The 23,988-nt window shown below is 66.5% G+C and carries 25 protein-coding genes; 15 read left to right on the plus strand and 10 right to left on the minus strand.

Going from position 1 to position 23,988, the window contains the following annotated elements:
• Positions 1–77: 77 nt before the first annotated feature.
• The 3 genes from BMZ02_RS08770 to BMZ02_RS08780 are packed head-to-tail and all read left to right on the plus strand — an operon-like array spanning position 78 to position 2,847.
• Positions 78–1,307, plus strand: coding sequence for a hypothetical protein (locus BMZ02_RS08770; RefSeq protein ID WP_091642365.1), 1,230 nt, complete (start codon positions 78–80; stop codon positions 1,305–1,307).
• On the plus strand, positions 1,304–2,422 hold the full coding sequence (locus tag BMZ02_RS08775) for a PorV/PorQ family protein (protein WP_091642367.1): 1,119 nt from the start codon (positions 1,304–1,306) through the stop codon (positions 2,420–2,422). The genes BMZ02_RS08770 and BMZ02_RS08775 overlap by 4 nt, the downstream gene beginning before the upstream one ends.
• Positions 2,423–2,439: 17 nt before the next feature.
• Entirely contained in the window at positions 2,440–2,847 is a 408-nt protein-coding gene (locus BMZ02_RS08780) for a hypothetical protein (protein ID WP_091642369.1), read from the plus strand.
• A 230-nt stretch (positions 2,848–3,077) separates the two neighbouring features.
• Here BMZ02_RS08780 and BMZ02_RS08785 read toward each other — a convergent pair whose 3' ends face one another.
• Both BMZ02_RS08785 and grxD read right to left on the minus strand, forming a co-directional pair.
• Entirely contained in the window at positions 3,078–3,704 is a 627-nt protein-coding gene (locus BMZ02_RS08785; protein WP_091642372.1) for a superoxide dismutase, read from the minus strand.
• 203 nt (positions 3,705–3,907) lie between these two features.
• The gene (gene grxD, locus BMZ02_RS08790) at positions 3,908–4,240 is read right to left on the minus strand and encodes a Grx4 family monothiol glutaredoxin (RefSeq protein ID WP_091642375.1); all 333 of its coding nucleotides are present in this window, start codon (positions 4,238–4,240) and stop codon (positions 3,908–3,910) included.
• Between the two features lie 266 nt (positions 4,241–4,506).
• Here grxD and BMZ02_RS08795 point away from each other — a divergent pair, with 266 nt between their 5' ends.
• The 3 genes from BMZ02_RS08795 to chrA are packed head-to-tail and all read left to right on the plus strand — an operon-like array spanning position 4,507 to position 7,809.
• Positions 4,507–5,688 (plus strand): aspartate aminotransferase family protein, encoded by a 1,182-nt coding sequence (locus BMZ02_RS08795; protein WP_091642378.1) that lies wholly within the window; start codon positions 4,507–4,509, stop codon positions 5,686–5,688.
• A 4-nt stretch (positions 5,689–5,692) separates the two neighbouring features.
• The gene (gene argF, locus BMZ02_RS08800; RefSeq protein WP_091642380.1) at positions 5,693–6,601 is read left to right on the plus strand and encodes an ornithine carbamoyltransferase; all 909 of its coding nucleotides are present in this window, start codon (positions 5,693–5,695) and stop codon (positions 6,599–6,601) included.
• A gap of 2 nt (positions 6,602–6,603) precedes the next feature.
• Positions 6,604–7,809, plus strand: coding sequence for a chromate efflux transporter (gene chrA / locus BMZ02_RS08805; protein WP_091642383.1), 1,206 nt, complete (start codon positions 6,604–6,606; stop codon positions 7,807–7,809).
• Between the two features lie 195 nt (positions 7,810–8,004).
• On the opposite strand, the gene BMZ02_RS08810 is transcribed toward chrA, so the two are convergent.
• The 8 genes from BMZ02_RS08810 to BMZ02_RS08845 all read right to left on the minus strand — a co-directional run bounded on the left by BMZ02_RS08810 (position 8,005) and on the right by BMZ02_RS08845 (position 15,999).
• A complete protein-coding gene (locus tag BMZ02_RS08810) occupies positions 8,005–8,655 on the minus strand; it encodes a glycine zipper domain-containing protein (RefSeq protein ID WP_171909869.1) in 651 nt (216 codons plus the stop codon).
• A 48-nt stretch (positions 8,656–8,703) separates the two neighbouring features.
• Positions 8,704–9,702: a hypothetical protein gene (locus tag BMZ02_RS08815; RefSeq protein WP_091642389.1), complete on the minus strand. Its 999-nt coding sequence runs from the start codon at positions 9,700–9,702 to the stop codon at positions 8,704–8,706.
• A gap of 191 nt (positions 9,703–9,893) precedes the next feature.
• Positions 9,894–10,595 (minus strand): arsenical resistance protein ArsH, encoded by a 702-nt coding sequence (gene arsH / locus BMZ02_RS08820; protein WP_091642391.1) that lies wholly within the window; start codon positions 10,593–10,595, stop codon positions 9,894–9,896.
• A gap of 85 nt (positions 10,596–10,680) precedes the next feature.
• The gene (gene arsB, locus BMZ02_RS08825) at positions 10,681–11,781 is read right to left on the minus strand and encodes an ACR3 family arsenite efflux transporter (protein WP_216110771.1); all 1,101 of its coding nucleotides are present in this window, start codon (positions 11,779–11,781) and stop codon (positions 10,681–10,683) included.
• Positions 11,782–11,937: 156 nt separating this feature from the next.
• The gene (gene arsC, locus BMZ02_RS08830) at positions 11,938–12,357 is read right to left on the minus strand and encodes an arsenate reductase (thioredoxin) (RefSeq protein ID WP_091642394.1); all 420 of its coding nucleotides are present in this window, start codon (positions 12,355–12,357) and stop codon (positions 11,938–11,940) included.
• Positions 12,358–12,376: 19 nt separating this feature from the next.
• A complete protein-coding gene (locus BMZ02_RS08835; RefSeq protein WP_091642396.1) occupies positions 12,377–12,712 on the minus strand; it encodes a metalloregulator ArsR/SmtB family transcription factor in 336 nt (111 codons plus the stop codon).
• 183 nt (positions 12,713–12,895) lie between these two features.
• The gene (locus BMZ02_RS08840; RefSeq protein WP_091642400.1) at positions 12,896–13,732 is read right to left on the minus strand and encodes a lysophospholipid acyltransferase family protein; all 837 of its coding nucleotides are present in this window, start codon (positions 13,730–13,732) and stop codon (positions 12,896–12,898) included.
• A gap of 83 nt (positions 13,733–13,815) precedes the next feature.
• Positions 13,816–15,999: a DUF1631 domain-containing protein gene (locus BMZ02_RS08845; RefSeq protein ID WP_091642403.1), complete on the minus strand. Its 2,184-nt coding sequence runs from the start codon at positions 15,997–15,999 to the stop codon at positions 13,816–13,818.
• A gap of 179 nt (positions 16,000–16,178) precedes the next feature.
• Between BMZ02_RS08845 and BMZ02_RS08850 the strand changes: the two genes are divergently transcribed.
• From BMZ02_RS08850 to nadC, 9 genes are all read left to right on the plus strand, one after another.
• Positions 16,179–17,228, plus strand: coding sequence for a class I fructose-bisphosphate aldolase (locus BMZ02_RS08850; protein ID WP_091642406.1), 1,050 nt, complete (start codon positions 16,179–16,181; stop codon positions 17,226–17,228).
• Positions 17,229–17,405: 177 nt separating this feature from the next.
• Positions 17,406–19,706: a putative monovalent cation/H+ antiporter subunit A gene (locus BMZ02_RS08855; protein WP_091642409.1), complete on the plus strand. Its 2,301-nt coding sequence runs from the start codon at positions 17,406–17,408 to the stop codon at positions 19,704–19,706.
• Positions 19,703–20,131, plus strand: coding sequence for a Na+/H+ antiporter subunit B (locus BMZ02_RS08860; RefSeq protein WP_091642412.1), 429 nt, complete (start codon positions 19,703–19,705; stop codon positions 20,129–20,131). Before BMZ02_RS08855 ends, BMZ02_RS08860 begins: the two co-directional genes overlap by 4 nt.
• Position 20,132: 1 nt before the next feature.
• Positions 20,133–20,480, plus strand: a complete 348-nt coding sequence (locus BMZ02_RS08865; RefSeq protein WP_091642415.1) for a Na+/H+ antiporter subunit C — start codon at positions 20,133–20,135, stop codon at positions 20,478–20,480.
• Positions 20,477–21,997, plus strand: coding sequence for a Na+/H+ antiporter subunit D (locus tag BMZ02_RS08870; protein WP_091642418.1), 1,521 nt, complete (start codon positions 20,477–20,479; stop codon positions 21,995–21,997). The genes BMZ02_RS08865 and BMZ02_RS08870 overlap by 4 nt, the downstream gene beginning before the upstream one ends.
• On the plus strand, positions 21,994–22,467 hold the full coding sequence (locus BMZ02_RS08875; protein ID WP_091642420.1) for a Na+/H+ antiporter subunit E: 474 nt from the start codon (positions 21,994–21,996) through the stop codon (positions 22,465–22,467). Before BMZ02_RS08870 ends, BMZ02_RS08875 begins: the two co-directional genes overlap by 4 nt.
• A gap of 3 nt (positions 22,468–22,470) precedes the next feature.
• A complete protein-coding gene (locus tag BMZ02_RS08880) occupies positions 22,471–22,752 on the plus strand; it encodes a monovalent cation/H+ antiporter complex subunit F (protein WP_091642423.1) in 282 nt (93 codons plus the stop codon).
• Positions 22,745–23,143 carry a monovalent cation/H(+) antiporter subunit G gene (gene mnhG / locus BMZ02_RS08885; protein WP_091642425.1) on the plus strand — a complete coding sequence of 133 codons (399 nt, stop codon included), beginning with the start codon at positions 22,745–22,747 and terminating at the stop codon, positions 23,141–23,143. Before BMZ02_RS08880 ends, mnhG begins: the two co-directional genes overlap by 8 nt.
• Positions 23,140–23,973, plus strand: a complete 834-nt coding sequence (nadC, locus tag BMZ02_RS08890; protein ID WP_091642427.1) for a carboxylating nicotinate-nucleotide diphosphorylase — start codon at positions 23,140–23,142, stop codon at positions 23,971–23,973. Before mnhG ends, nadC begins: the two co-directional genes overlap by 4 nt.
• The last annotated feature ends 15 nt before the right edge of the window (positions 23,974–23,988 follow it).

Consider the following 23,988-nt stretch of genomic DNA (forward strand, 5'->3'; position numbering starts at 1 on the left):
CGTGAGGGAATGTCTCCCTGAAGGCAAAGACGGGACCGTCGCATCGCCCGTCACCGACATGGGAGCCGCACCAACTCGTGGCCGCAGCTGTCCCCGGACGTCCATTCCTGCTGATTGCCGTCGCCGCCACGCTGCTTGGCGGCTGCCTGACCGATTCCGACAGCCCCGAGAGCTGCCGGTACGCCGTGACCCAGGACCTGGACGACGGCCGCTACGAGCGCGTGCTCGACCGGGTGGACAGCCGCGCCTGTCAGGCGGCCATGTCGCCCGAGGAGCGGGACCTGAACCGCGCCGCCGCCTATATCGGGCTCGCCGGCTACGACCTGGTGGACATCGTCAATATCGCCATCGGCGCCGACCGCCCCCAGGAGGATCAGGAGAAAGCCCTGGAAGTGCTGCGCGCATTGCGCGGGCTGGGCGCGGAACGGCGTGGCCTGCGGTTTCTGGATCTCTCCAGGGAATCCCATGAACGCATGGTGACGGCGTTTCCCGACGGCCTTGGTGACGCGTGCCGGCGCCAGAACCGGGACCTGCTCAGCGATCTGCAACAGGACGCCTGCTTCATCAGCGGGCTGGTGGCCTACGCCCGGTTCGCGCGCTCGGTGGTGCTGCTGCTCGGCGACCAGCTCGACGTCTGGCTGGACCGCAGCCGGCTCACCTGCGACAACGACCGCAACGCCAGCGGCGTCCCCGACGATGCCGAGATCACCGCCTGCGCCATCCAGGTCCGCGACGATCTGGATCAGGGCAGTGGAACCTGCCAGGCGGCGGGCACCCGTAACGGCCAGGCAACCGGCGCAGTGACGTGGGAGACCCTGACGGCCCACCCGGAACTGGCGTTTCTCGAATCCGGCGACCTGTTTGCGAACCTGCAACCCATCCGGGTCTCGGTGGCGCCGGGCGACGCGTGTCAGGGCCGGTCATCGCGCACCGGCGTTCGCCTGATCCAGGACGAGACCCCGGACAGTTCCGTGGCCATCATGGACGGCTTCTGCGAGGTCGAGACCACACGGGGGTGCACCGGTCCGGACCCGGATGCCGGCTGCTGGCCCTGTCCGGTACCGCGTGCCGACCGCTTCGGGGCCATCACCGTCCAGGATACGGCGCTGGACTCGCTCAACCTGACAGCCGACCACCTGATCGGCGTGTCCTCCGACCGCGAGCGCGACCAGGCACTGGCAACCCTGAACGGCATCCGGGCGGAGATCTGTGACCCCGTGGCCGGCACCGAGAACGCCTGCCCCGAAGACGCCGACGGCATCCTCGAGATCACCAACACGGCACTGCAGGAGTATCTGCGGCGATGAGATGGGCCTGGCTGCCGTGCGTCCTGGCCTGCTGTTTCGCCGGCCCCGCCACGGCACTGAACCAGTCCTACCCGGTGGTCTACCAGTCCGCGCGCGCCCTGGGCATGGGCGGTACGGACATCGCCATCGGCGGTGACCCGGACGCCCTGTTCAGCAACCCCGCCGGCCTCGGCCGGATGGAGCCGGGCTGGCAGACCCTGCCACTGGTGGCCACCGTGGGCAGCTCCCGCCGCACGGAGTCGTTCATCCGTGATTTCCGCTCCGCGCTGGATGAAGACACCCCCGAGAAACAGCGTACCGAACTCTCGGCGCTGGTCCGTAATTACCGCGGCCGCAATCTGCATGCGGACGGCAACGTGGTGCCGAACATCAGCTGGCGGGGCGAGGACTGGGCGATCAGTGCCGCGTGGCTGGGCACAGCCCGGTTCGACGGGCGCACCCACCAGGGCTTCGGCGATCAGGGGCTGATCTCGCTGGACGCGCGCACGCTATCCGGCCCGGTCCTGGGCGTCGCCCACCAGTCCGGGCGCTGGTCCGTCGGCGCCGCCGTGAAGACGCTGCGGAAACGCCGGGTCCGGGAGACGTACTCCGTGCGGGAACTGGTGGACCTGACCGAGGACGGGGGCGACATCAGCGACGACGTGCAGTCCGGCCATGCATCGGCCATGGATATTGGCATACAGTACGACCTGGCGCCCGGGTACCACTGGCGGCCGCGGGTGGGCGCGGTGATCCGCAACGTCGGCGACCTGGATTTCGGCGACGCCGGGCGCATTCCGCAATCCGTGGCGGCCGGGATCGCCGTGGAGCCTCCGGCCTCGGGTACCACACGCGTTCAGCTCAGTGCCGAGTACGCCGATCTGCTGCACGACCTGGGTGAGGACAGCGACCACCTCAAACGCCTGCGCATTGGCGGCCAATGGTATCTGTGGGAGCGTCGGCGTCATGCACTGGCACTACGCGCGGGGCTGTATCAGCGTGCCCCCACGGCGGGCGTCGATCTGCGGGTCCACATGCTGCGGATCGGGCTGATGACCTACGCCGAGGAACAGGGGGCGTTCGCCGGGCAGGACAGCGACCGCCGTTACGTTCTGACCGTCGGTCTGGGCCTTTGAACTGGAGGAGGCATGCAATGGTTCGAATTCTGGTCCTGGCCGGGCTCTGCCTGGCGCTCGCGGGCTGCTCCACGGTGCCCACGTACGTCTCCTACGACCGCTACGACGCCTACGCCTCCGACCGGGCGGGCAATCGCACCTACAAGGAGGTGGCGCCGATCCGGGTGACCCGTCGCGGCCATCTCTGGGAGCGTTGCGGCCAGATCGCTGTGCGGGTCATGGACGAAATGAAGGCGCGCAAGGAGCGGGCCCGCGGGGATGCCCTGGTCCATGTGCGCTGGCGGGATCACCGCACCGCGCAGATGTCCACCATTCCGCGCTGCACCCAGGAGTGGGGATGGGCCGCCCTGGCCGGCGTCGGGGCCCTCGGCCCCTGGGCGCAGGTAGCCCATGCCGAAGCCCTGATCGTGCGCTTCGAGGACTGATGGTGCGGGAATAACTCAGGGAACTGGTGGACCTGAAGGTCCACCCTACGAGGCTGCGGGGGTTTGATGGTGGACCTGAAGGTCCACCCTACGAGACCTACGGGCCGTGTGGTGGGGTTTGATGATGCGTAGGTTGGACCTTCAGGTCCAACACCCCTGCGTCTGCTCCGCCTCACACTGCACAAAAAAACCCCGCCGGAGCGGGGTTTTCGGTCAGAACAGGCGGTGACTTACTTGGCGGCGGCGAAGCGCTTGGCCACGTCGTCCCAGTTCACCACGTTCCAGAACGCCGCGATGTAGTCCGGACGGCGGTTCTGGTAGTTCAGGTAGTAGGCGTGCTCCCACACGTCCAGTCCCAGCAGCGGCGTGCCGGGAACCTCGGCGATGTCTTCCATCAGCGGGCTGTCCTGGTTCGGCGTGGAGGTGATGCGCAGCTTGCCGCTGCCATCCAGCACCAGCCAGGCCCAGCCGGAGCCGAAGCGGCCCACGGCGGCATTGCCGAACTCTTCCTTGAAGGTATCCAGGCTGCCGAAGGTGCCCTTGATGGCATCGGCCAGTTCGCCGGCCGGCTCGCCACCACCGTTCGGGCTCATCATCTGCCAGAACATGGTGTGGTTGGCGTGACCGCCGCCGTTGTTGCGCACCGGCGTCTGGATGTCCGCCGGCAGATCCTTGATGCGCTTGATCAGCTCGTTCACGGGCTTGGATGCGAGGTCCGGATGGCTCTCGACGGCCGCGTTGAGCTTGGTCACATAGGTGTTGTGGTGCTTGCCATGGTGGATTTCCATGGTCTTGGCATCGATGTGCGGCTCAAGCGCATTGTGCGCATAGGGGAGATCCGGAAGATCGTAAGCCATTGTGCTGCCTCCTTGGTTGCAAAAACGTCTGCAGCGCGACCGCGCGGGCCGCGCCGCATTCGAGTTCGGTTGTTATCGGGCGCTACCAGAGCACGTGCGGGCGGGTCTCGCCTTTTTCAACACCCCCGTATAGCACACCGCAACGACAAACGCCCCGACGAGGGGCCGGGGCGTCAACAGGCCGCGGTGTAGACGGCAACGCTTCAGGCGTCGTTGCGAGCCGCGCCGGCGCTCTGAATCATGGATTCCAGGTCGCCGCTTTCGAACATCTCCAGGATGATGTCGCAGCCACCGACCAGTTCGCCGTTGATGTAGAGCTGCGGGATGGTGGGCCAGTTGCCGAACTCCTTGATGCCCTGGCGAATGCGCTCGTCCTCGAGCACGTTCACGTAGGCGAACTCGGCCTCACAGCCCGCCAGGGCCTGGGATGCCTTCATGGAAAAGCCGCACTGGGGGAACTGCGGCGTGCCCTTCATGAAAAGAATCACCGGGTGGCTTTCCACCTGCTTCTTGATGGCTTCCTGAACCTCGTCCATTACCTGGAACCTCTTTCGTCGTCGGAGCAGAACCGCCGGGGGAGACGCGCCGACGGCCGTGCATCGTTAATCATGTATCCAGTGTACCCTTTGACAGCGACGCTGAAAACGACCGGGGGACTCCCCTTCCCTTGCCCCATCCGCACGCCCTTCCTATAATCCACGGTTCCCGGCAGCCCCCGTCGGGAATCGTGCTTCGGTCGCCCTCCTGCGGCTTGCGGCGGTTCCCTCGGCGCTGCCTTTTTGTTTTTGTGAGTACAAATGCCATGCCTCACAACGTGATGCAGACCTACGGCCGGCTCCCGGTGCGCTTCGCGAACGGCAGCGGCGCCTGGCTGCGCGACGAGTCCGGGGCCGCCTACCTGGACGCCCTGAGCGGGATCGCCGTATGCGGCCTGGGCCACGCCCATCCACGGGTCACCGCCGCCCTGCAGAAACAGGCCGAGACCCTGCTGCACACCTCCAATCTGTACGGCGTCCCGCTGCAGGACCAGCTGGCCGAGGGTCTGTGCGCGCGCACGGCCATGGACAGCGTGTTCTTCTGCAATTCCGGCGCCGAGGCCAACGAAGCCGCCATCAAGCTGGCACGGCTTCACGGCGCCAACCAGGGGGTCGCCGAGCCGAAGATCCTGGTGATGGAACACGCGTTTCACGGGCGCACGCTGGCCGCCCTGGCCGCCACCGGCAACGCCAGGGCCCAGGAGGGATTCGGCCCGCTGCCGGCCGGGTTCATCCGCGTGCCCTACAACGACCTCACCGCCATCGACGCCGCTGCGGCGGCGCATGACGGCATCGTGGCGATCCTGGCTGAACCGATCCAGGGGGAAGGCGGCGTGCGGGTGCCGGATGCCGGCTACCTCCAGGGCCTGCGCGAACGCTGCGACACCCACGGCTGGCTGCTGATGCTCGATGAGGTGCAGACCGGCATCGGCCGCACCGGCGCCTGGCTGGCCAGCCAGCACGAGAACGTAACCCCCGATGTGCTCACCCTGGCGAAAGGGCTGGGCAACGGCGTGCCCATCGGCGCGTGCCTGGCCCGGGGCGCTGCCGCCGAGGTGCTGGGCCCGGGTAGCCACGGCTCCACCTTCGGCGGCAATCCGCTGGCCGCCAGCGCCGCGCTGGCGGTGCTCGAAGCGCTGGACGCCGACCAGCTCATGGCGCGGGCCGAAGCGCTCGGCGAGCGCCTGCAGCGCCGGTTCCGCGAGGGCCTGGCAGACGAGCCGGCCGTGGTGGATATCCGTGGCCGCGGCCTGATGCTCGCCATCGAACTGGACCACCCGTGCGGCGACCTGGTCAAGCGGGCCCTGGACGATCACTTACTGATCAATGTCACGGCGCAGTCGGTGATCCGGCTCCTGCCGCCACTGATCATTTCCGATGACGAGGCCGACCGGATCGGCGATCAGGTGATCGCCCTCGTCCGCGGTTTCGTCAACGACGCGAGGTAACGCCATGACCGCCGGTCATTTTCTCACCCTGCGGGATTTCACCCCGGACGCCCTGCACCAGCTGATCCACCGTGCGCGGGACCTGAAAGCGCTGCGCGAGCGCGGCGAGCTGCACGAGCCCCTGCGCGGCAAGGTGCTCGGCATGGTGTTCGAGAAGTCGTCCACCCGCACCCGGGTCTCCTTCGAGGCGGGCATGAATCAGCTTGGCGGTAGCGCCATTTTCCTGAGCCCCCGGGACAGCCAGCTGGGGCGCGGCGAGCCGGTGGAGGACACCGCGCGGGTGCTCTCGCGCATGGTCGACGCTGTCATGATCCGGACATTCGCCCATGACACACTGGAACGGTTTGCGGCCTACTCCGCCGTACCGGTGATCAACGGGCTGTCGGACAGCTTCCACCCGTGCCAGCTGCTGGCGGACATCCAGACCTTCGTGGAACACCGGGGCAGCATCCAGGGACGCACGGTGGCGTGGATCGGTGATGGCAACAATATGTGTCACTCGTATATCAACGCGGCCGCGCTGTTCGACTTCCAGCTGCGCGTTGGCTGCCCGGAAGGCTTCGACCCGGACCCGGACATCGTCGCCACGGCACCGGAGCGCGTCTCCATCCACCGTGACCCGGCCGAAGCCGTCGCCGGTGCGGACCTGGTAGTCACCGACGTCTGGGCCAGCATGGGGCAGGAAGAGGAGCAGAAACGCCGGGAGCGCGCCTTCGCGCCCTATCGCGTCACTGCTGCGCTGATGGCAGCGGCGGCGGAGGATGCCCTGTTCATGCACTGCCTGCCCGCCCACCGCGGCGAGGAAGTGGATGCCGACGTCATCGACGGGCGGCAGTCCGTGGTCTGGGATGAAGCGGAGAACCGCCTGCATGCGCAGAAGGCGCTACTGGAACAGCTCATGCTGAAGGAGTGACGATGGGCCTGGGGCCGGAAGTACGGCGCCGCTCGGCGCTGGAGGTCTTTCTGGTCTTTCTCGGCCTTGGCCTGAGCTCCTTCGGTGGGCCTGTCGCCCACCTCGGCTATTACCGCGAGGCCCTGGTCCAGCGGCGCCAGTGGCTGAGCGACCAGCAGTACGGCCAGATCGTCGCCCTGTGCCAGTTCCTCCCCGGCCCCAGCAGCAGCCAGGTGGGCCAGGCCATCGGCCTCCTGCGGGCCGGGCTGCCCGGACTGTTCGCAGCCTGGCTGGGATTCACCCTCCCCTCCGCCATCATCATGATCGGGCTGGCAGTCGCGCTAGGCACGGCCGGGCCGGACGCGCTTACCGGCGCTGGCTGGCTGCACGGCCTGAAACTGGCGGCGGTGGCCGTGGTCGCCCATGCCGTCATCAACATGGCCCGGTCACTGGCACCCGACTGGCAGCGAGTGGTCATCGTCGTCGCAGCCACCGCGGTGGCACTGCTCTGGGCCAACCCCTTCGGCCAGCTCTCGGCCCTGGTCATGGGCGGGCTGCTGGCGTTCCTGCTGCCCATGCAGGCGCAGGCCACTGCCGGCAATGACGGTCTCGACATCCCGATCGGGAGACGCACCGCCAACGTGAGCCTGCTGCTGTTTGTCGTTGCGTTGTGCGGACTGCCTCTCCTGGCCACTGCCATACCGGGTGGCCTGATGGGCCTGATCGACGGCGTGTTCCGTGCCGGTTCACTGGTGTTCGGCGGCGGCCACGTGGTGCTGCCGCTGCTGGAGCGGGAGGTCGCTGCCCCCGCCGGTGTCGACACCAGCAGCTTTCTTGCGGGCTACGGCGTGGCCCAGGCGCTGCCGGGGCCGCTGTTCAGCTTTGCCGGCTACCTCGGGGCCGAGGCACAGCCGCACATGCCCATCATCGGCGGCGTCATCGCGGTCATCGCCATTTTCCTGCCCGGCACGCTCCTGCTCATGGGCGTGCTGCCCTGGTGGGGACGGATCAGCGGCATCGCCACGATCCGTCGCGCGGTCGCGGGCGTGAACGCCGGTGTCGTGGGGCTTCTGGCAGCCATTCTGTGGGACCCGGTGATCCGCATCGGCATCACCGGGCTGACCGAGTTCGCCATTGCCGCCGTCGCCTTCGCCCTGCTCATGGGAACGCGGTTTCCGGTCTACCTGCTGGTGCCGGCGTGCGCCGCCGCCGGGTGGTTGCTGTTGTAGCGCGGCTGGTGGGCATGAACGTCCACCGAATGCGCTTTGCTCCGGGCGTGGTGGACCTGAAGGTCCACCCTACGGGCCTGCGGCCCAGCCCACGTAGGGTGGACGTTTACGTCCACCGTATGAGCACCGTCGGCCGTTACCCGCGTAGGGTGGACCTTCAGGTCCACCATCACTGACGGTCTCGCCACAGCCCGCCTAGTGCGGATCGGGCATGTTGTCGCTCAGCTCCACCACCAGCTCCGCGGCCTGCTCCTGCTGTTCCGGCGTCATGGCCTCGCCGGCCATGTCCCCGACGACGGCGCCGCTGGCACCACCAATCACGGCGCCCATGGTGCCGTCCACCTCGCTCCCCGCCACGGCGCCGCTGGCCCCACCGAGCAATTGGCCGAACCGCCTCGAAAGCCCTTCGCGACTGGCGGCGCTGCCGGAGGCCGACCAGACCACCGCACCGTCGTCCACGTCGATCATCTGCGCCGACATGCTCATGCTGTCGCCGTACTGCGGCACGTTCACGACGATCGCGGTATCCACGTTCAGGATCCGGCCGAGTTCGGCGGCCCCGCTGGTGGTCGTGGCGTCGTCATGCTGGAAATCCTGCTCATCCATGACTTCGCGAATCTGGGACCGCTCCACCGGGCTGTACCCCTTGCGCAGCAGTGACTCGTTGAACATCCCCGCCACCTGGTTCTGGGCGGCTTCGCTGCCATCCGCCCCTTCCACCGCCACCACGGCGACCCGCTCCACACTGGAGAAGTCGTAGTTCTGGTCGCTCTGCCCACTGACATCCGTGGTGGCGCACCCGGCCAGAAACAGGGCACTCGCCCCGACCGTCCCCATAACTGCCATGCCCTTCCGCATACTGCCTCCGATCGCGTTGTTCACGTTATTGATATGTCATGACACCCCGGACCGGGCGCCCGGCGCCGCATCGGCTGCGTCGTTCCGCGCACCCATCCCGGCCCACTCCCCTGCCCGCTGTTTCAGCTCGCCGAACTGCGCTGACACGTTGTCCAGCCTGGCCTCCCACTCCGGATTCGGTTCCTGCCCCTCGGTGACCCGGAAGAACACCTGCATGAGGGCCACCATGGCGAACGGCTCGATGACCGCAGCCTTGATCCCCCAGGCGAAGACCAGGGCCAGCACCAGCGTCAGGGCGCCTGCCGTGCCGGGGAACAGGGCGACCAGGCCGGCTACCGGACCCAGGGCGACGAGAAAGACCAGGAAGGTCAGCCCCCAGACGAAGAACGTGAGGAAGAACGCGTTCTTCAGGAACGCCTTGTAGTTCTGGGCGTAGAGCACCAGCGCGCGGCGGCTCGATTCCCAGGGATTCTCGGACCGGGTACGGATGTTGTAGGCGAGAATCACCTCATCCAGGAACGTGAGCGACAGCCGCACCACTGTCCCCACGAACCGCACCAGCCCCTGCACCGCCGGAATGGGAATGATGTTCGCGGCGCTGAAGAAGACCTTGTTGAAGGCCTTGAGAATGCCCTTGATGAGCTGATCCAGCCCGAACAGCACGGACGATTCCACGAACCGCTCACGCACGATCGCCCGGGCGTGCTCGACCTGCCCGCGGCCTTCGGGGAGTGCATTGCCGTCCATGCGCTCCACCAGCACCGCGATATGCCCGGCCTTCACCAGGTACAACAGGTACTCCCGGAACCAGTACACCACCGCACCCATCAGCCCGAAGCCGATGAACCCGCCCCAGACACCCCCCGCCCCGGGGTTGTCCCCGATATGCCCGACCAGGTAACCGGCCCCTGACCCCACACCCGCGGCAAGGATGTAGGCCAGGGTAATCCCGAAATAGATCAGGAACCGGAACACCAGAAAGGGAAAGGTTGCCCGCAACAACCCGATCGCGCCGCCCACCTGAAAATCCTTCATGCCCAAGTCTCCATTCCTGTGCGCGCAGCCAGTGTGAGACAGGCGGCCTTACAAACGCCTTACACGCCCGCATCGGCATTGAGATAGTCGGGTTATTGAACGGCGGTGGAGTGTTGATGGTGGACGTGAACGTCCACCCTACGCCAGCGCCGGACCGGTTGCCGATCCGTAGTCCACTATCGGCAGGCCGCCTAGGGGTTGGCCACCTGGACCGGGCGGTCGTCGGACAGGCGTTCGCTGTAGCGGTCCACCAGGTACTCACTGATGTCGCGGGTCAGCAGGGTGAATTTCACCAGCTCCTCCATGACATCCACCACCCGATTGTAGAGCGCGGACGGGAGCATGCGGCCCTGTTCGTCGAATTCCTCGTAGGCCTTCGGCACCGAGGACTGATTCGGGATGGTGAGCATGCGCATCCACCGCCCCAGAATACGCATGTTGTTCACGGCATTGAACGACTGCGAGCCGGCGTTGACCTGCATCAGCGCGAGGGTGCGGCCCTGGGTGGGGCGCACGCCGCCGTAGGCCAGCGGCAGCCAGTCGATCTGCGCCTTCATGATGCCGGTCATGTTGCCGTGGCGCTCCGGGCTGGACCACACCTGCCCTTCCGACCACTCGGAGAGCTCGCGCAGCTCCACCACCTTGGGGTGATCGGCCGGGGCATCGTCCGGAAGCGGCAGCCCCGACGGGTTGAAGAATCGCGTCTCGGCGCCGAACTCCTCGAGAATCCGCGCCGCCTCTTCCGCTAGCAGCCGACTGTAGGAGCGCTCGCGCAGGGAGCCGTAGAGCAGCAGAATGCGCGGCTTGTGCATGGACGGCCCCGCCACCTGCAGGCGGTCGAGGGAGGGACGATCCAGGTAGGCGTCCTGGATATTCGGCATGTCATTGGGCATTTCGGAACTCCCGACTGGACGATGGAACGGTCGCGACTCACGTCGCTCCTACGCGGTGACGGTGGGCTCGCCGGCACCCGGGCGTTCAGCCGGAGCCCGCCGGCTGCTGCACGGCGGCCGGGAACCGATGGCGTGTGCGGTTGGCGATCTTCACCAGCACCAGCATCAGCGGCACCTCCACCAGCACGCCGACCACGGTGGCCAGCGCCGCGCCGGAGTGCACCCCGAAGAGGGCGATGGCAGCGGCCACGGCCAGCTCGAAGAAGTTGCTGGCGCCGATCATGGCCCCTGGCGCCGCCACGTTGTGGGGCACGCGCCACGCCCTGGCCCAGCCGTAGGCGATGAAGAAGATCAGGAACGTCTGCACGATCAGCGGAACCGCAATCAACGCGATGTGCAGTGGGTTGTTCAGGATCACTTCGCCCTGAAACGAGAACAGCAGCACCAGCGTCAGGATCAGGCCGATGGGCGTCACCGGGGCCAGCCGTTTCATTAATACGTTACCGAACCACTCAATGCCGCGGCGCCGGATCAGCGTGACGCGGGTGATGTAGCCGGCGGTCAGCGGGATGACGATGTAGAGAAACACCGACAGCGCCATGGTCTCCCAGGGCACGATGATCTCGGACAACCCCAGCAGCAGCATGACGATGGGGGCAAAGGCAAACAGCATGATGACGTCGTTCACCGACACCTGCACCAGGGTGTAGGCCGCATCCCCGCGGGTGAGATGGCTCCACACGAACACCATGGCCGTGCACGGCGCGGCACCCAGCAGGATGGCGCCCGCCAGGTACTCCCGCGCGAGACCACCGGGAATGAATGGTTCGAACAGGATGATCAGGAAGAACCAGGCGATGGCGAACATGGTGAAGGGCTTGATGAGCCAGTTCACCGTGGTGGTGATTACCAGCCCCTTGGGCTGTCGGCGCACACCGAGGATCGACGAGAAGTCGATCTGCACCATCATCGGGAAGATCATGGCCCAGATGAGGATGGCCACCGGGATGGAGACCTGCTCGTATTCAAACTGCGCCAGGGTATCCGGGACCGCCGGCGCAAACTGCCCGAGCGCCACACCCGCGATGATCGCCACGGCCACCCAGATCGAGAGGTAGCGCTCGAACACGCCCATGCCCTCGCGGATGTCCGGCGCGCCGTCAGCCGTGGTGTGCGGTTGGCTCATGCGGTGCTCCGTTGCGTGGCTCGGATGGCGCGTCACGCCTTTCGATGCGCGCGCCGATCTCTCGAATGGTCGCGGCTTGCGCCGCTCCTACATCTGTTGCCAAGGCCGCCGTAGGAGCGGCGCAAGCCGCGACCAGATCAATATCCGGAATCGTTCTCACTCGCCGTGGCTTACCAGCTCCATCAACTCCGTGACCCGTTCCCGGATTTCGTCGCGGATGCGGCGGAACTCCGCCATGATCTCGTCGTCCGTCCCGGTCGCCCGGGCCGGGTCCTCCAGCGGCCAGTGGAGCTTACGCGTCTGCGGCGGCAGCAGCGGGCACTGCTCGTCGGCGTGACCGCATACCGTAACCACCAGGTCGGCCTCGTCCAGCATGGCGTCGGTGAGCTGCGTGGACGCCTGCGGGGTGATGTCGATACCCAGCTCGTCCATGGCTACGACCGCCCTCTCGTTCTGCCCGTGCACCTCGATGCCGGCGGACTGGACGACCACGCGCTCACTGGCCAGATGCCGGGCAAAGCCCTCCGCCATCTGGGAACGGCAAGCGTTTCCGGTACAAAGAAACAGGACGTTCATCAGCGGCCGCACTCCCGGTTCAATCGCAGCTGATGGCCGGGCGGCCCGGCATGGTAGCCAGACGCTGGCGGACGTCGCCCAGTGCCTCGGCCCGGAACACCGTTTCCAGCACCTCCCGCGCCCACCCGGGCAGATCGGGATGCAGGCTGTAGTGCACCCATTGACCGCGGCGCATGTCGGTGACAATGCCCAGGTCGCGCAGATGCCCCAGGTGGCGTGACACCCGGGGCTGCGACAGATCAAGGGCGTGCACGAACTCGCACACGCAAAGCCGCTCCTCGGTCAGGAGCAGGAGCAGACAGCGCAGGCGGGTCGGGTCCGACAGGGCGCGGAAGAATTGTTCCGGATCACGCATATCTGGATATCCGTATATATGAATTATTGAACATAGCAGCCACACGGCAGGGCGACAAGAGGGACGGTCATCGGCCATCCCGCGCGAGATGGGACAATCCGAAATGGTGGACGTGAACGTCCACCCTAGATCTGCGCGGGTCTCACGGCACCCGTAGGGTGGACCTTCAGGTCCACCATCGGGCTAACGTGCCTCGGTGGCGGACTCCGGCGCCTCCGCCCGCGCCTCCCGGGAGGCGCGGCCATTGCCGGTGCCGGCGGCGTCCTGCAGCCCGAGCGCGTTGGCCATGGCGGCGCGACTGAGGGCGGAGAGCTCGCTGCGCCTGCGCCCCTCCACATCGATCGCGCTGCAGACGTTGATGCGGCAGTCGGTGCGCGGCTCACCGGCGAGACGGATCACGTGCCGGAGGAGCGGGTCGTTGTTCACGAACGGCGCGGCGTCACTCAACGCACCGTCCCTGTTCAGGTAACACAGCGCCAGCGGCTGCACGGGCGCTCCGGCATCCAGTGCCGCCTGGTAAAGCCGGGGCCGGAACGGCAACAGCTCGCTGCCGCCGCTGGTGGTCCCTTCCGGGAAGAAGATGACCCGGTAACCCTCGCTCAGGCGCTGCGCCATGACGGCGTTGGCCTGCCCGGAGGCGTTACGCGCACCACGCTCGATGTAGAGGGTGCCCAACGCCGTGGCAACCGCACCGATACCCGGCCACGCACGCACTTCGGACTTGCTGAGGAAGGACACCGGCCACTGGGTGCTGATGACCAGAATATCCAGCCAGGACAGGTGGTTGCTGACAAACAGAGCCGGCGGATCCACCGCGGGCACACCGTGCACGTGGATACGCACGCCCAGCAGCCGACAGATGCTCCAGCACCAGAACACCTGCATGCGCCGGGCCAGACCCTGGTGGAGCGAACGCCGGCGCAGCCGATCCCACCCCGTGGCGGCCAGGATCACCACGACACCAACAACCACATGGACAAACAGCAGCGGGATACGAACGAATCGACGTAAAGTGCGCATGGCCTTTCCCTGACAGAAACGCACCCTATTCTACGGAAAGAACACCGGGAGGCCAGTCCGCCCCCGGTGTATCGGTGAGGGATTCAGCGCGCGTCCCGCATGGCCCGCAGGTTCGAGACCACATTCTCCAGCGCCTTGTCGAAGAGCATGTTGTCATCCAGCATCAGGACGGTCTCCCGACGCAGCGCATCCGCCAGCTCGTCACGGCGGCGATCCGCGAGCTTGAAGCCGGCACGGTTGACGAAGATGAGCCGCTCGCCGCCGCTCAGCCGCGCCGAGAGTTTGGCACGCAGGTGCTTGCCGCTGTCCTGGCGAAACTCGAACCACGTCCCCACGGCGACCTGATTCAGCCGCTCGCGATACGGCGCCAGCTCATCGGCATCCTCGGGACGGGCTTCCTGGGGCTCCGCGGTGTCCGCCTGCTCCGACGCCTGCTGCACGGGCTCCGACAGCGCCTGCGTCTGATCGCGGCCGCGGGAGAGCGTCTGGATGTGCTCATGCTCCAGCGCCTTGAACAGCTTGGTCATCTCGATGGGGTTGAACATGACCGCGTTCAGCTCCGAACGCAGATCATGCAGCAACGGCGGGATTTCGGTGACCAGCTGCTTGCGCGAGGCGTGATCCGGCTTCGGATCCAGGCTCCAGAGCAGCCGATCCACGACACTCAACTTGTGGCGCCAGCCGTCGCTGTCCGCACCCTCGCGAAGAAGGGAGATGAACAGCACCTGCGACCAGCCCTCGTAGAGCAGCCGGTGGGCACACTCGGCAAGCTGCCGCTGCCCCACCCGCTCGCGCAGGGCGGCATCCACGTGCTCCTTGGCGGTGTCCACGCGCGCCTTGCCCTCGGCCGCCTGCCGCGTGCGCTCCTCGATCTGCCGGGCCCTGGCGCAGTCGTCTTCCAGGTACTGGCGGAAGGCCTGGAGTGCGTTGTCAAATACCGCGACGTCGTCGATGAACTCGTCCAGCAGGCGCGTGACGATTCCGTCGATCGCCTGGTAGAGCGGATCGCCGCCGGGCCGGCCGCTATCGGTCCAGCCCACGCCGGCCCGGGCCATCTCGTTGATCAGGCGCCGCGCGGGGTGATCACGCCGGGTAAAGAAGGCGCGATCCAGCAGTGCCACCTTGAGCACGGGGATCTGCAGTCGCGCCAGCAACGCCTTGATGCTGTCGGGCAGGTTGGGATCGTCCAGTACGGCATCGAACAGCAGGCTGACGATGTCGATGGTGTCGTCCTCGGCCTGGCCAAGATCCGCCGCACCGCCAGCGCTGGTGGTGAGCTGCTGCCGCACCCGCTGTTTCAGGACCGCGGGCCGCAGGGATACCACCGTGTCACCATCGGCGGGGTCGGCGGCCGGTGCCTGCCCCTGCAGCCCCGAGAGGGCCTGCAGCACATCGGTGACATTCGCGGTCGTCTCCGGCGCGGCGTACCCGGTGCCGGACCATTCGCCGGTGTCACGCCCCGCAGCCAGCAGATTCTGCAGCACGGCAAAGGCTTCATCCGCATCCCGGTCGGGCAGACCACCGGCCCGGGGCGCGTTGGTGCTCGGTGCCCTCGGGGCGCGGGCGTGGCCCTGGTCCGCCGGTCGTGCCCCCTGGGGCCGTATCTGCGGGCGCACGCCCGCATCGATGAAGAGCTGGTTGAGCTCCTGATAGAGCCCGCCCAGATGCCCCATCACGTAGCGGTCGAAGAGCTTGTAGACGATGAGGCGGGGCTGGATATCCATGTGCAACGCCGCAGCCGCCTGCTCGAGCGTCGCACAGATGCGCGCCGGGTCCACCGGGTTGGTCGCCGCCGTGGCCCATTCCCGGCCGGCGTCGGCATCCAGGCGCTCGCACAGGTGTGCAAGCGCTTCGCTGGAGCGCGCCCTGGCCTTGGAGATCATGCCGTCGATGGCAAGACGCTCTTCCAGGTCCTGATCGTCCACGAGGCTGAGCACATCCGGCGCACTGGACTCGCTCTCGGCGCCGTGCCGCCCCGGCATGGGCGCTCCGGCGTGGGCATCGGCCAGGCCCTTGAGAAAGCGCGCCTCGAAGTCCTGACGGCCACGCCGGACCTCGCGCATGGCCTCGAAGAACAGCCGCTGTTCCTGGTTGCTGCCGGCCTTCTCGGCGCGCTCGAACAGGGCGTCGTCGGTGTGGTCGAGCATGTGCCGCAGCAGCGCCGCCAGACGCGCGTCCGCCAGGGCGCGGAATCGGGCGTAGAGGGCAGTCTCACGGCCGCGCGCGGCTGACTGACCGAGGTTCACAACCTTGCGATCGGATGACATGGTGATTCCCGTGGCGTTGACGCCGACTGGCACAGCCTGATGAACGTCTACTATTTATAGGTGATGCGCGGCAACGCCACTGTGATTCTCATCACAGCCACCACATCCGGTTACCGACGCGGCTCAAAACCCCTATAATCGGCGCCCTGACTTGACGTGATACAGGGGAGACATCAGGAATGACGGACATTCAGGCCCTGCTGGGCGACGAGGCCGAAGCGCTGCTGAACCACCGCTGCGAAGGCATCCCGCGGGAGAGCCTGCACCTCCCCGGCTCCGATTACGTGGAACGCGTGGTCATGGACAAGGATCGCAAGCCCGGCGTGCTGCGCAGCCTGCAGACCCTGTTCGACAACGGCCGACTGGGCGGCACGGGCTACCTCTCCATCCTGCCCGTGGACCAGGGCATCGAACACTCCGCCGGCGCGTCGTTCGGCCCGAACCCGGCCTGCTTCGATCCGGAGAACATCGTCCGGCTGGCCATGGAAGGGGAATGCAACGCGGTGGCCTCGACCCTGGGCGTGCTGAGTTCCGTGGCCCGGCGCTACGCCCACCGCATCCCGTTCATCGTCAAGATCAACCACAACGAGCTGCTCACCTATCCGGAGGTCTATGACCAGACGCTGTTCGCCAGCGTCGACCAGGCCTTCGACATGGGTGCAGTGGCGGTCGGCGCCACCATCTACTTCGGCTCCGAGGAGTCGCGCCGTCAGATCCAGGAGATCAGTGAGGCGTTTGCCCACGCCCACGAGCTGGGCATGGCGACGGTGCTGTGGGCGTATCTCCGCAACCCGGAGTTCAAGAAGGACGGCACCGACTACCACGTCTCCGCCGACCTCACCGGCCAGGCCAACCACCTGGCGGCCACCATCAACGCCGACATCGTCAAACAGAAGATGGCCGAGAACAACGGCGGCTACCCGGCCGTGGGCCACGGCAAGACCCACAAGTCGGTCTACGAACAACTGACCACCGACAACCCGATCGACCTGGTGCGCTACCAGGTGGCGAGCTGCTACATGGGGCGGGCCGGGCTGATCAACTCCGGTGGCGGCTCCGGGGCCACCGACATGGCCGACGCGGTGCGCACCGCCGTGATCAACAAGCGGGCCGGGGGCATGGGCCTGATTTCCGGGCGCAAGGCGTTCCAGAAGCCACGTAACGAGGGGATCCAGCTGCTTCACGCCATCCAGGACGTCTACCTGGACTCCTCGATCACGATCGCCTGAGGGCGGTTGCCTCCCGGGGGCGGCTCCGATAAGGTCTCGGGCTGCTTCCATGTACGCGCGCGCCCCGCTATCCGGCGGGGTGGCATTCGGATCGCGCCGTGGCAATTCGCCACGGCGCGCTGTTGATACGGCCGCCGGTCTCGGCCGTGCCGGCTCAATACGGGGTGTCCACCAGCAATGCTTCTAGCCGTACTTTCGGGTTTCATTGTGTGCCTTCTGGCGCCCTGGCTGACGCGCTCGCTGGGGGACCGCGCCAACTGGGTGCTGGCGCTGGCGCCGGCCGCGCTGTTCGTCTACTTCCTCGGGTGGGTCCCGGAAATCGCCCAGGGCGAGGCGATCACCGTCCACTATCCATGGATCCCGGGCCTCGAGATCAACATGAGCTTCCTGGTGGACGGCCTCAGCCTGCTGTTCGCCCTGCTCATCTCCGGTATCGGCACCTTCATCATCATCTACGCCGGCGGCTATCTGCATGGCGACCATCGCCTGCCGCGGTTCTACGCGATCATGTTCGCGTTCATGGGCTCCATGCTCGGTCTGGTGCTGTCGGACAACATCATCACGATGTTCGTCTTCTGGGAGCTCACCAGCATCACGTCCTACCTGCTGATCGGCTTCCATCACGAAGACCGGAACGTGCGCTGGCTGGCGCTGCAGGGGCTGATCGTCACCGTCGGCGGGGGCCTGGCGCTGATGGCCGGCCTGCTGATGCTGGCGGTGGCCGCGGGCGGCGAGTTCACCCTGTCGGGCATTCTCGCGGCGGACGGCATCCACGAGTATCCGTTCTTCATCGGCATGCTGCTGGCGATACTATTCGGGACGTTCACCAAGTCGGCGCAGGTGCCGTTCCATTTCTGGTTGCCCAACGCCATGGCCGCACCGACGCCGGTGTCGGCATTCCTGCACTCCGCCACCATGGTGAAAGCCGGCGTCTATCTCATGGCCCGGCTGAATCCGGCCCTGGGCGAGAGCGAGCTGTGGTTCTACATGCTGGGCATCTTCGGCGCCCTGACCATGCTGACCGGCTCGATCATGGCGCTGCGCAGCACCGGCGTGAAGGCGATTCTCGCCTATACCACCATCATGGCGCTGGGCACGCTGACCATGCTGATCGGCATCGGCACGGAAGGCGCCATCATCGCGGCCATGACCTTCCTGCTGGCCCACGCGCTCTACAAGGCGGCACTGTTCATGCTCGCCGGCGCCCTGGACCACGAGACGGGCACCAAGGACGTGACGAAGATGGGCGGGCTGCGCAAGCTGATGCCCATCACCTTCATTGCCGCGTGTGTGGCGGCCCTCTCCCTGGCCGGTCTGCCGCCGCTGTTCGGCTTCATCGCCAAGGAGCTGATGTTCGAGGCGGTGCTGGAGGCCGAGGCACTGACCACCTTCCTGGCGATTCTGGCGGTGCTCTCCGCCATCATGATCGTCACCATGGCCGCGGTGTTCGCCCTGCGCCCCTTCCTCGGCGAGCGCAAGGAGACGCCCAAGACGCCCCACGAGGCGCCCCTGTCCATGCTGATCGGCCCGGTGATCCTGGCCACGCTGAGCCTGATCTTCGGGCTGGCAGGCTTCATTCCGGCCGCGGCGCTGGTGCAGTCGGCGGTGGGCGCGGTCTACGGTGAGCCCATCGCGGTGGAGCTGTACCTGTGGCACGGGTTCAACCTGCCCCTGATGATGAGCATCGCAGCGGTCGTCCTCGGTCTGGTGCTGTTCTGGAAGTGGGATGCGGTGCTGGCTCTGTTCAAGCGCCTGACCTTCATCGACCGCTTCGGCGCCGAGCGCGGCTACGAGCGCTTCATGGACGCCATCGTGGCGGTGGCGGAGTGGCAGACGCGTCTGCTGCAGAACGGCTCCATGAGCAATTACCTCATCACCATCGTGCTCACCATTGTCGGCCTCACCGGCTGGACGCTGCTGGTGCATACCGACACGCCGATTCCACTGGGCGTGCTGGACTTCAACGTCTACGAGGCGGTCATCGCCGCCCTGGTCGTGGCCGGGGCGCTGTTCGCCTCGGTGACCTCCTCCCGGCTCGGCGCCGTGGCAACGCTGGGAATCGTCGGCTTCGGCATCGCCCTGATCTACGTGCTGTTCAGTGCGCCGGACCTGGGTACCACCCAGATCATGGTGGAGACGCTGACCGTGATTCTGCTGGTGCTGGTGCTGTTCCGACTGCCCGGGTTCATCAACTACTCGGCGCCGGCCACGCGCATCCGCGACGCCGTGGTCGCCCTCTCCCTGGGCGGGTTGATGACGCTGCTGATCCTGGCGGTGAACGACGTCACGGTGACGGACCCCATCTCGGACACGCTGGTGGAGTGGAGTGAACCCGAGGGCCATGGCCGCAACATCGTCAACGTGATCCTGGTGGATTTCCGGGCGCTTGACACCCTGGGCGAGATCTTCGTCATCGGCCTCGCCGCCATCGGCGTCTACGCAATGATCCGGTTCCGCGCGGAGGACAAGGCCAAATGAACGCAATGGACTCCCTGATACTGCGCACGGCCACGCGGTTTCTGCTGCCGCTGCTGCTGATCTTCTCACTGTTCGTGCTGCTGCGGGGCCACGACGAGCCGGGCGGCGGATTCATCGCCGGCCTGGTGGCGGCCGTGGCGTTCTCGCTCTACCTGTTCGCCTTCGACGCCAGCGGCACACGCAGGCTCATGTGGATGGACCCCCGCCCCATGCTGGGCTGGGGCCTGTTCATCGCGACCCTGAGTGGCCTGCCGGCCCTGTTCCAGGGCAAGGCGTTCTTTACGGCGCTGTGGTGGCCGGTCCATGTGCCCGGCATCGGGTCCGTGACCCTGTCCACGCCGCTGGTCTTCGACATTGGCGTGTACATGGTCGTCATCGGATCGGTCATGGCCATCGTCCTGGCCCTGGCCGAAGCGGAGGAATGACATGGAACCACTGATGGCTTTCGTAGTGGGAGGCATGTTCGCGGCATCCATCTACATGATGCTGCGTCGGTCGCTGGTGAAGCTGGTGATCGGCCTGATTCTCCTGAGCAACGCCGCCAACCTGCTGATCTTCACGGTCTCCGGGATGCATCGCGGGCTGCCGCCGCTGATCGCCGAGGGCGCGCTGCTGCCCGAAGGTGGCTGGGCAGACCCCCTGCCCCAGGCCCTGATCCTGACCGCCATCGTGATCGGTTTCGGCGTGCTCGCATTTGCGGTGGTCCTCATCCACCGGGCGTACGAAGTCGTGAAAGAGGATGACCTGGACAAGATGCGGAGTACCGATACGTGAACCCAGAAGTCGCTCTTCCGGTCGTAATCCCGTTCCTGTTCGGGTCGCTGTCGATCGTCCTGTACAAGTCCAACGCGGCGCAGCGCTGGCTTGGCGTGATCGGCACGGGTGCGCTGTTGATCGCGAGCATCGTCCTGCTCCACAACACCTACACCCACCCGGACGGCGTGCTCACCATTGCCCTTGGCGATTGGGAGGCGCCGTTCGGGATCGTGCTCGTCTCCGATCTGCTTGGGGCGGTCATGGTGTTGATGGCTGCGCTCATGGGGTTTGCCGTGGCGATCTACTCGCTGGCAACCATGGGCAGCGAGCATGAGAAGTTCGGCTACTATCCGCTGCTACACCTGCTGCTCTCGGGTGTCTGTGGGGCCTTTCTCACCGGCGACATCTTCAACCTGTACGTGTGGGTGGAAGTGCTGCTGGTGGCGTCGTTCGCACTGCTGATCCTCGGTGGTGAACGCGCGCAGATGGAGGGGGCGATCAAGTACGTCACCCTGAACCTGCTGTCGTCCATCATGCTGCTCACCGCCGTGGGTCTGACCTACGGCATGACCGGCACGCTGAACATGGCCGACCTGGTGGGCCGCTTCGCCGAGCTCGAGAACCAGGGCCTGGTGACCGTCGTGGCCATGCTCTACATGGTGGCATTCAGCATCAAGGCGGCGGCATTCCCGCTGTTCTTCTGGCTGCCGGCCTCGTACCACACCCCGCCGGTGGCCATCTCGGCGCTGTTTGCCGGGCTGCTCACCAAGGTGGGTGTCTACGCCCTGTTCCGGTTCTTCTCGCTGCTGTTCACCCAGGACACGGGCTATACCCACGAGATCCTGCTGTGGATCGGCGGCTTCACCATGGTGACCGGTGTGCTGGGCGCGGCACGCTACTACGAGATCCGCCGCATCCTGTCGTTCCACATCGTCAGCCAGATCGGCTACATGTTCATGGGCCTGGCGCTGTTCACGCCGCTCGCCCTGGCCGGCGGCATCTATTTCATTGTCCACAACATCGTCGCCAAGAGTAATCTGTTCCTGATCGGCGGTGTGATCTACTTCCTGCGAGGCAGCCACGAGCTGAAGGAAGTGGGCGGCCTGTGGCGCGAGCGCCCCTGGCTCGGGATCATGTTCCTGGCCTCGGCACTCTCCCTGGCGGGTATTCCGCCGCTGTCCGGCTTCATCGGCAAGTACATGCTGATCCGCGCCGGCGTGGAGGCCGAGAGCTGGGGCATCGTCGCCGTGGCGCTGGGTGTGGGCATGCTCACCCTCTACTCCATGGTCAAGATCTGGGCCGAGGCGTTCTGGAAGGAGCAGCCCGAAGCGCACGCCGAGCGTGCCGCACAGTTCGAGCGGACCGTCTCGGAGCGGTCGCTGGCGATCATGTACCTGCCCATTGCCCTGCTGGCCATTCTGGCGGTGCTCCTGGGCGTTGGCATGCAGCCGGTGTATGAAGTGCTGATGGCGGCGGCGGAGCAGATGCGCGACCCGCAGATCTACGTGGATGCGGTGCTGGGGGGTGATGAATGAGGCTCTTTATCTGGAACATCCTGCTCGGCTTCGTGTGGGTCACCCTGACCGGCAATTTCACCGGCAGCGGGTTTCTGGCCGGGTTCATCTTCGGTTACGTCGTCCTGGTGTTCGTCTGCCGCGTCAGCGGCTCCATGACGGGCTACACCCGCAAGATTCCGCAGGTGATCGGGTTTACCCTGTTCTATATCTGGGAACTGATCCTGTCGAACATGCGGGTCGCCTACGAAGTGCTGACTCCGAGCCACGGCATGCGGCCCGGCGTGATCGGGCTGCCACTGGACGCACGCAGCGATGCGGCCATCACCATCCTGGCGAACCTCATCTCCATGACGCCAGGGACGCTCAGCATCGATGTCTCCAGCGACAACCGCATGCTGTTCATCCACGCAATGCACATTGATGACGAGGACGCACTCCGGGCCGACCTGAAGGACCTGGAGCGCCGCGTCATCGAACTGCTCAGCTGAGGTATGATCGTGATCGAGTGGGTGACTCTTGCAACAATGCTGATTCTGGTCCTGGCGCTGGTTCTCACCGCCGTGCGGCTGGTCCTTGGCCCCAGCCTGGCGGACCGGGTGGTGGCGCTGGAACTGATCGCGCTGATCGCCGTGGGCATCATCATCGTCTACGCGGTGCAGGTGGATCGGGCCGCATTCCTGGATGTGGCACTGGTGCTGGCGCTGACGGCCTTCATGGCCGCCGTCGGTTTTGCGCGGTTCCTGGAGCGGGGAGGCAGCGGCGACAATGAGTGAGACACTGACCGCCATCATCATGCTGGCCGGCGCGCTGCTGGTCCTGATCGGCGCCCTCGGGGCCGTGCGCATGCCGGACCTGCTGCTGCGCATGCACGCCACCACCAAGGCAGGCGCCCTGGGCACCGGGATGATTGCCATCGCCGCCGCCATCTATTTCGTCGACACGGCGGTGACCGTGCGCGCACTGGCCATCGTGGCTTTCGTCATCCTCACCGCGCCGGTTGCAGCCCACATGATCGGGCGCGCCGGCTACTTCACCGGTGCACCGCTGTGGGACAGGACCCTGAAGGACGAGTTGCGTCAACGCCTCGACCGCCACGGGCACTACCTCCACAGCGGCCTGGAAGACACCGACGATACGCCCCGGGGTGACCGGGACTCGCAATGACCACACCGGACACGCTGCAGGACGACGTACGCCGGGCGCTGGCCGAGGACGTGGGCGACGGTGATCTGACTGCAGCACTCATCCCGGCCGACCGTGTCGGTGAGGCCACGGTGATCAGCCGTGAGGCGGCGGTGGTGTGCGGACGAGCCTGGTTCGATGCGGTCTACCGGCAGCTGGACCCGGCGGTCACCATCCACTGGCACGTCGATGACGGAGACACTGTCGCACCTGACACCCTCCTGTGCGAACTCAGTGGTCCCGCCCGCAGCCTGGTGACCGGCGAGCGGACCGCGCTGAACTTCCTGCAACTGCTGTCCGGCACCGCCACCACCGCACACGCCTACGCCGCGGCCGTGGCGGGCACGGGGACCCGGATCCTCGACACCCGCAAAACCATCCCCGGGCTGCGCCAGGCGCAGAAGTACGCCGTTGCGTGCGGCGGCTGCACCAACCACCGCGTTGGCCTGTTCGACGCCATCCTGATCAAGGAAAACCACATCATGGCCGCCGGCGGCATCACCGCCGCCGTTCGGGAAAGCCGGCGGCTTGCTCCGGCTGTGACCGTCGAGGTGGAAGTGGAGAGCCTGGACGAGCTCCGGGAGGCCCTGGACGTGGGCGCCGATATCGTCCTGCTGGACAATTTCAGCCTGGCGGACCTGCGCCACGCACGGGAGCTCACGGGCGAGCGCGCCCGACTCGAGGCATCAGGGAACGTGGATGAACACGGGCTGCGCGCCATTGCCGAGACAGGGGTGGATTACATCTCGGTCGGTGCCATCACGAAGCATGTTCAGGCGGTGGATCTGTCCATGCGCTTCCGCGCGGTTTAACCCCGCGGCGTCACC

The organism is Aquisalimonas asiatica (assembly GCF_900110585.1).
GTDB lineage: Bacteria > Pseudomonadota > Gammaproteobacteria > Nitrococcales > Aquisalimonadaceae > Aquisalimonas > Aquisalimonas asiatica.